This window comes from Kaarinaea lacus (assembly GCF_975902315.1).
On the sequence record NZ_CDLKIE010000094.1, the window covers coordinates 1 to 5,398 of the forward strand.

Consider the following 5,398-nt stretch of genomic DNA (forward strand, 5'->3'; position numbering starts at 1 on the left):
ACCCAGCTGATTATGGATGTCGATAATCCACCTTGCCTCGATCAACTGCGTGAATCCTCGGTGCATCGCAAGACAGGCTATTTACGCGGTATGCCCGAACAGTTGCCGTTTGCGTCGGATAGCCTCGATGTGTTTCTGTTGTCGCACACGCTGGAATTTACTTATGAGCCTCACCAGGTGTTACGTGAAGTCGATCGTACTTTGATTCCGGAAGGTCACGTTGTCATCCTGGGTTTTAATCCATGGGGTTGGTGGATATGGTGGCGCATGATATTAAGTTGGCGAGGCAAACCACCCTGGTGCGGGCGTTTTATTCGTCTTAATCGGTTGAAGGATTGGTTGCGTTTACTGGGATTTGATATTGTCGAGGTTCACGGTTACTTTTATCGACCACCCTTTTCCAGTAAACGCATAATGGACAAGTTAAAATTTCTGGACCGCATTGGACACCGTTTCTGGCCGTTTTTCAGTGGTGCTTACCTGGTGGTTGCTAAGAAACGCGTTGCCACATTTACACCGATCAAGCCTCGCTGGCGCCCACGCAGGAGTCGATTAGCAACGCCGGAATTAGCCGGTAATTCTTCGTCGGTTAGCAACCGGGAAAACGGAAACAAAGATGAGTAAGAATATCGTAGAAATTTTTACCGATGGCGCTTGCCGAGGCAATCCTGGCCCCGGCGGTTGGGGAGTGGTCCTGCGTTATAATGGCACCGAAAAAACTTTGTACGGTTCGGAAGATAACACTACAAATAATCGCATGGAATTAATGGCGGCCATTACGGCATTGGAGTCTTTGAAAAGGCCCTGCAAGGTCAGTTTAACCACGGATTCCAAGTATGTACGCGATGGAATTTCTGAGTGGATTAACAACTGGAAAAAGCGCGGCTGGAAAACAGCCAGTAAGTCGCCGGTAAAAAATGCTGAGCTTTGGCAACGATTAGATAAAGCACGGGAAAAACACGATGTCGACTGGCACTGGGTGAAGGGTCATGCCGGGCACCCAGGTAATGAGCTGGCCGACCAGTTGGCCAACCAGGCGATCGATGAAATGATGTTGAGTAAATAGACGAGCAATTTAATAAATATACTGACTTGATAATAAGCCGGAGAATCTATGAGGCAAATCGTACTTGATACCGAAACAACAGGCCTGGAACCGACTCAGGGTCATCGTATTATTGAAATCGGATGCGTGGAGTTAATCAACCGGCAACTGACGGGTAATCACTATCATCAATACATCAATCCCGATCGTGAGGTGGAAGAAGGTGCCATCGAGGTCCACGGTATTAGCAATGAATTTCTGGCCGACAAGCCCCGGTTTGAAGCAGTGGTGGATGATTTTATTGATTTTATCAAAGGGGCGGAATTGATCATCCATAATGCTTCCTTTGACGTAGGGTTTATTAATCACGAATTTAATTTGTTGAATAGTGGCTATCCGGCAGTGGATTCCATCTGTAGCGTGCTGGATACGCTGGGCATGGCGAGACAAAAGCATCCCGGTCAAAAGAATAGCCTGGATGCATTGTGTAAACGATATGAAGTAGACAACACTCATCGCGAGTTGCACGGCGCCTTGCTGGATGCGGAAATTCTTGCCGATGTGTATTTACGTATGACAGGTGGCCAGGTCACGCTTTTGCTGGGCGATCAGGATGCGAGTGGCGCAGCGGTGGCGCAAACTATCCGTCGTTTATCGGCTGATCGACCACCATTAACGGTGATAAAAGCGGATGATCAGGAAATGGCGGCACATGAACAACGTTTGCAAGCTATTAATGATGCCAGTAAGGGCAGGTGTGTCTGGTTGAAAGAAGAGGTTGATACAGTAGCTTCAGAGTGAAGCATGGTGGTGGTCAACAGAATAAACTAAACCACCTGATTGACATTCGCACGCAATCCCCATTGCGATTTAAAAAACCACTTGGAAAGATCTTCTGCACTGCACGGTTCGCACATATAGTGCCCCTGTGCCAAATTGCAGCCCAGTATAATGAGTTTTTCCATCGTTTTTTCGTTTTCAACACCTTCGGCCGTAACGTTAAGCCCCATATTGTGACCGAGGTCGATCGTGGAATGTACAATGACTTCGTCACTACTATCGAGCACCATATCGATTACAAATGATTTGTCGATTTTGATTTCGTTGACGGGTAATTTTTTTAAATACGCCAGCGAGGAATAGCCGGTGCCGAAATCATCAACAGCTATTCTTACTCCCATAGCATGAATTTTAGTGAGCATTTCCATGGCGTGATGTGGATCAGCCATTACCACGCTTTCGGTTAATTCTACGGACAGGTAGGACGCGTCCAAACCGGAGGTTCGCAACGCGGTGCGTACAGTGTCTAATATGCTGGAATCTTCCAGGCTGCGCGCGGACAGGTTAACTGCGATGCCAATTTTTAACTTGTTCTTGTGCCATTCAGCGCATTGTTTGGTCGCGGTTTCAATAGCCCAACGCGTCAGGGGATGAATAAAACCTGAGTGTTCTGCCAGTGGTATAAATTCTTCGGGTGGAATATTGCCGCGCTTCTTATGTTTCCAGCGCAACAGCGCTTCTACAGCGACAGTCGTTCCAGTTTTAAGGTCGATTTTTGGTTGATAGTACAGTTCCAGATCACCATTGTTTAACGCATCATAAAGATCTGTTTCAAGGTTGAGTTGAATGATGTTATGACGGTCAAGGTCGGGTGCATAAAAGGTGAATCCGTGTCGGTTCTTCTTTGCGTGGTACATGGCAACGTCAGCGCGTTGCATAAGCTGATTGATATCCTCACCATCATAAGGACAGTGAACCAGACCTATGCTACAGCTGATGGATAAATTGTGCTGCCCGACTATGATTGGATGATTAAGAGATTTTAATATTTTGTCTGCCACGATAGTACCGGCGTGTTTGCCTTCTTCAGACGGCAGTATCGCGGCGAACTCATCGCCACCCAGGCGTGCAATGGTATCCGAAGACCGAACGGCATGTTGCAGGCGATGCCCAACTTCCTGCAACAACTGATCACCGATGTGGTGGCCCAGGGTATCGTTGATATATTTGAATCGATCCAGATCCAGCATTAGTAAAAAGAAAGGCGTCTGATTAACACGGACACGATTGGCAAACTGCTCAAGTCGTTCATAAAAGAATGCGCGGTTGGGGAGGCCGGTCAGCGAATCAGTAAAAGCCATGTTCTCCAACGTGTTGTATAACACGTTGAGTTCGCCTGCCATATCATTAAACCCGTCTGCGAGCTCAGTGATCTCCGTGTTTCCAGTGACAGAAACCTGTTCGCCTAAGTGGGACTTATCCTTGCGTACCCGGTGCAGCTGTTGAGTTAAAGTACTAATAGGGTTTAGCGCTGTTTTTTGCAACAAAAGAAGCGAAAGCAATGCGGTGATTAATGTCGCCAATGCCGCAGCAGCAATGATAATAAGCCGTGTCTGTCCCAGTTTTTCATAGAGAGCGTCTACGTCGGAGGCGAATTGCAGATAAAACACCGGGTTTTGCCGGGTATCGTTCAGGGCGTAATTGGTGATCAGGAATTTTCTTTCGCTGTCGCGAGCAGGCCAGTTATCCGATTCATACACAATTTGACCGCTGTCCAGTTTAATGGTCACAGGCATATTCAGATGTTTTTCCGCGCTGCTTAAATTCAGCGTTGGATCGACAGCGATGAGCAAATAGCCCTTCAGCCTGATGCCACCTATAGGAACCAGAACGGCAACAACAGGCGTGCCTCTGGCCATGCAAAGCTCGGATGCAATTTTGAGGCGAGTTGCGCCTTTACGCTCACGGGCGTGATCTAACAGGTCAGGGCAGGGTACACTGGTTGGCCCAAGTCTGTCCGAACCTTCGGATGAATAACCGGTAACTTCAAAATGAGTATCAAAGGCAATAAGTTTTTGCAGTTTGATGATGGTCAGGGTAACAAAGAAGCGGTGGAACTGTTCGTTGAGCTGGTTTTGTATTTCGCCAGCATCACTCTGGGCCAGGGCTTTCCGGAATCGCGCGTTTGATTGAACCGTCAATCCCAGTTCCGATGTTTTTTTTACAACATCTTTTAAAATGTCATCGACTTTAATATGAACAAGTTCTTCAAAAGCTTTGCGTTGATTTTCCAGGGCGAGATGACGGTAGATTTCACCTGTGATAATGGCCAGGGCCACACCAAGTAGCCCCATAACTAAAACGGTAAATCCAAGGCTGGTACGAATAGATGATCGGCGCAGGGGCATTGTTTTTGTTTTTTTACAGAATCAATTGTCGATCATTCTTGCAGGTAGGGATAACCTTTAGCGAGCCATTCTTCGAATCCGCCACGAAACCAGTAAATATTATTGTAGCCACAGCTTAATGCAATTTTTACGGCCTTGGCGCTGCGCCCGCATTTTATACCATTACAATAAAATAAGGCGGCTGATTTTTTGCTGGGGATACTGCTGGCCAGGGTTTTACAGTTAGTTTCAACGTCCGGTAAGCTTATTGATCCTTCGACATAGCCTTGCTTTCGATCGCCGGGGATGCGTGAGTCGATGACGATTAATTCAGGTACAGAATCGACTAATTCAATAAATCCTTCTGCAGATACCTTGGTGGTACCATCAATTGTTTCAGGCGATTTGTCTGCAAGTGCTGTAAATGGTGTGGATACTACAAGCGCCAAAAGTAGCACCTGATATAGTGTGTGAAAATTCAGGGTCATTTTTTGTAACCTCCCGCGTTGGAGATTTCTAATAAAATCAAGGAGTAAGTCAATTGCGATCTCGTAAATAACGGATCACCTAAGAAGTCGTAACGGCCGAAATTATCGAAAACTTTAGATGTCCACGAGAATAGGAAAGCATACAGGTGCGTAAAGATAACCTTTAACTCATAAGGTTTCAACGTGGTCTGCCACGAATTTTACATGCTAGTGGAAAACGGGTTATTAGTAATATTTATCAAGCGCCGATTTTTCCTGGTCTCTCAATTGAGGTCATTGACCAGGTGGGCCGGTTAAAACCATTATATTTAGTGTGGTTAAAACAATGCGCTATTTAACCAGAGGTGGACATAGATACTGGCGACATAACCCAGGGCGATAATGGGTGTCCATTTTAAATGGCCAAAGAAGGTATACATCCCTTTTGCCTGTCCCATGAGTGCAACGCCAGCGGCGGAGCCGATTGATAGCATGCTACCACCAACCCCGGCAGTTAATGTTACCAGCAGCCATTGACCCTGCGACATGTCCGGACCCATGCTCAGCACTGCAAACATGACAGGTATGTTATCAACGATGGCTGAGAGGATGCCTACCATCACGTTTGCTGATGTGGCTCCCCATTCTACATACATAACCTGTGATGCCAGAGAAAGGTAGCCAATAAAACCCAATCCGCCAACGCAGAGCACAACGCC

Annotated in this window: 6 protein-coding genes; 3 read left to right on the top strand and 3 right to left on the bottom strand. The window is 46.7% G+C overall.

Annotation, left to right across the window (positions count from 1 at the left end):
* From ACWVCM_RS02265 to dnaQ, 3 genes are all read left to right on the top strand, one after another.
* A partial coding sequence (locus ACWVCM_RS02265) for a class I SAM-dependent methyltransferase (RefSeq protein WP_455200081.1) occupies nucleotides 1-624 on the top strand: 624 nt, incomplete at its 5' end.
* A complete protein-coding gene (gene rnhA, locus ACWVCM_RS02270; protein WP_455200082.1) occupies nucleotides 617-1,066 on the top strand; it encodes a ribonuclease HI in 450 nt (149 codons plus the stop codon). The genes ACWVCM_RS02265 and rnhA, both read left to right, overlap by 8 nt.
* Before the next feature lie 48 nt (nucleotides 1,067-1,114).
* A complete protein-coding gene (gene dnaQ / locus ACWVCM_RS02275; RefSeq protein WP_455200083.1) occupies nucleotides 1,115-1,846 on the top strand; it encodes a DNA polymerase III subunit epsilon in 732 nt (243 codons plus the stop codon).
* Between the two features lie 26 nt (nucleotides 1,847-1,872).
* Here dnaQ and ACWVCM_RS02280 read toward each other — a convergent pair whose 3' ends face one another.
* The 3 genes from ACWVCM_RS02280 to nhaD all read right to left on the bottom strand — a co-directional run.
* A complete protein-coding gene (locus tag ACWVCM_RS02280) occupies nucleotides 1,873-4,233 on the bottom strand; it encodes a putative bifunctional diguanylate cyclase/phosphodiesterase (protein WP_455200084.1) in 2,361 nt (786 codons plus the stop codon).
* Between the two features lie 32 nt (nucleotides 4,234-4,265).
* Entirely contained in the window at nucleotides 4,266-4,700 is a 435-nt protein-coding gene (locus ACWVCM_RS02285; RefSeq protein WP_455200085.1) for a rhodanese-like domain-containing protein, read from the bottom strand.
* A gap of 317 nt (nucleotides 4,701-5,017) precedes the next feature.
* Nucleotides 5,018-5,398: sodium:proton antiporter NhaD (gene nhaD, locus ACWVCM_RS02290; RefSeq protein ID WP_455200086.1), on the bottom strand; the 381-nt coding region annotated here is incomplete at its 5' end.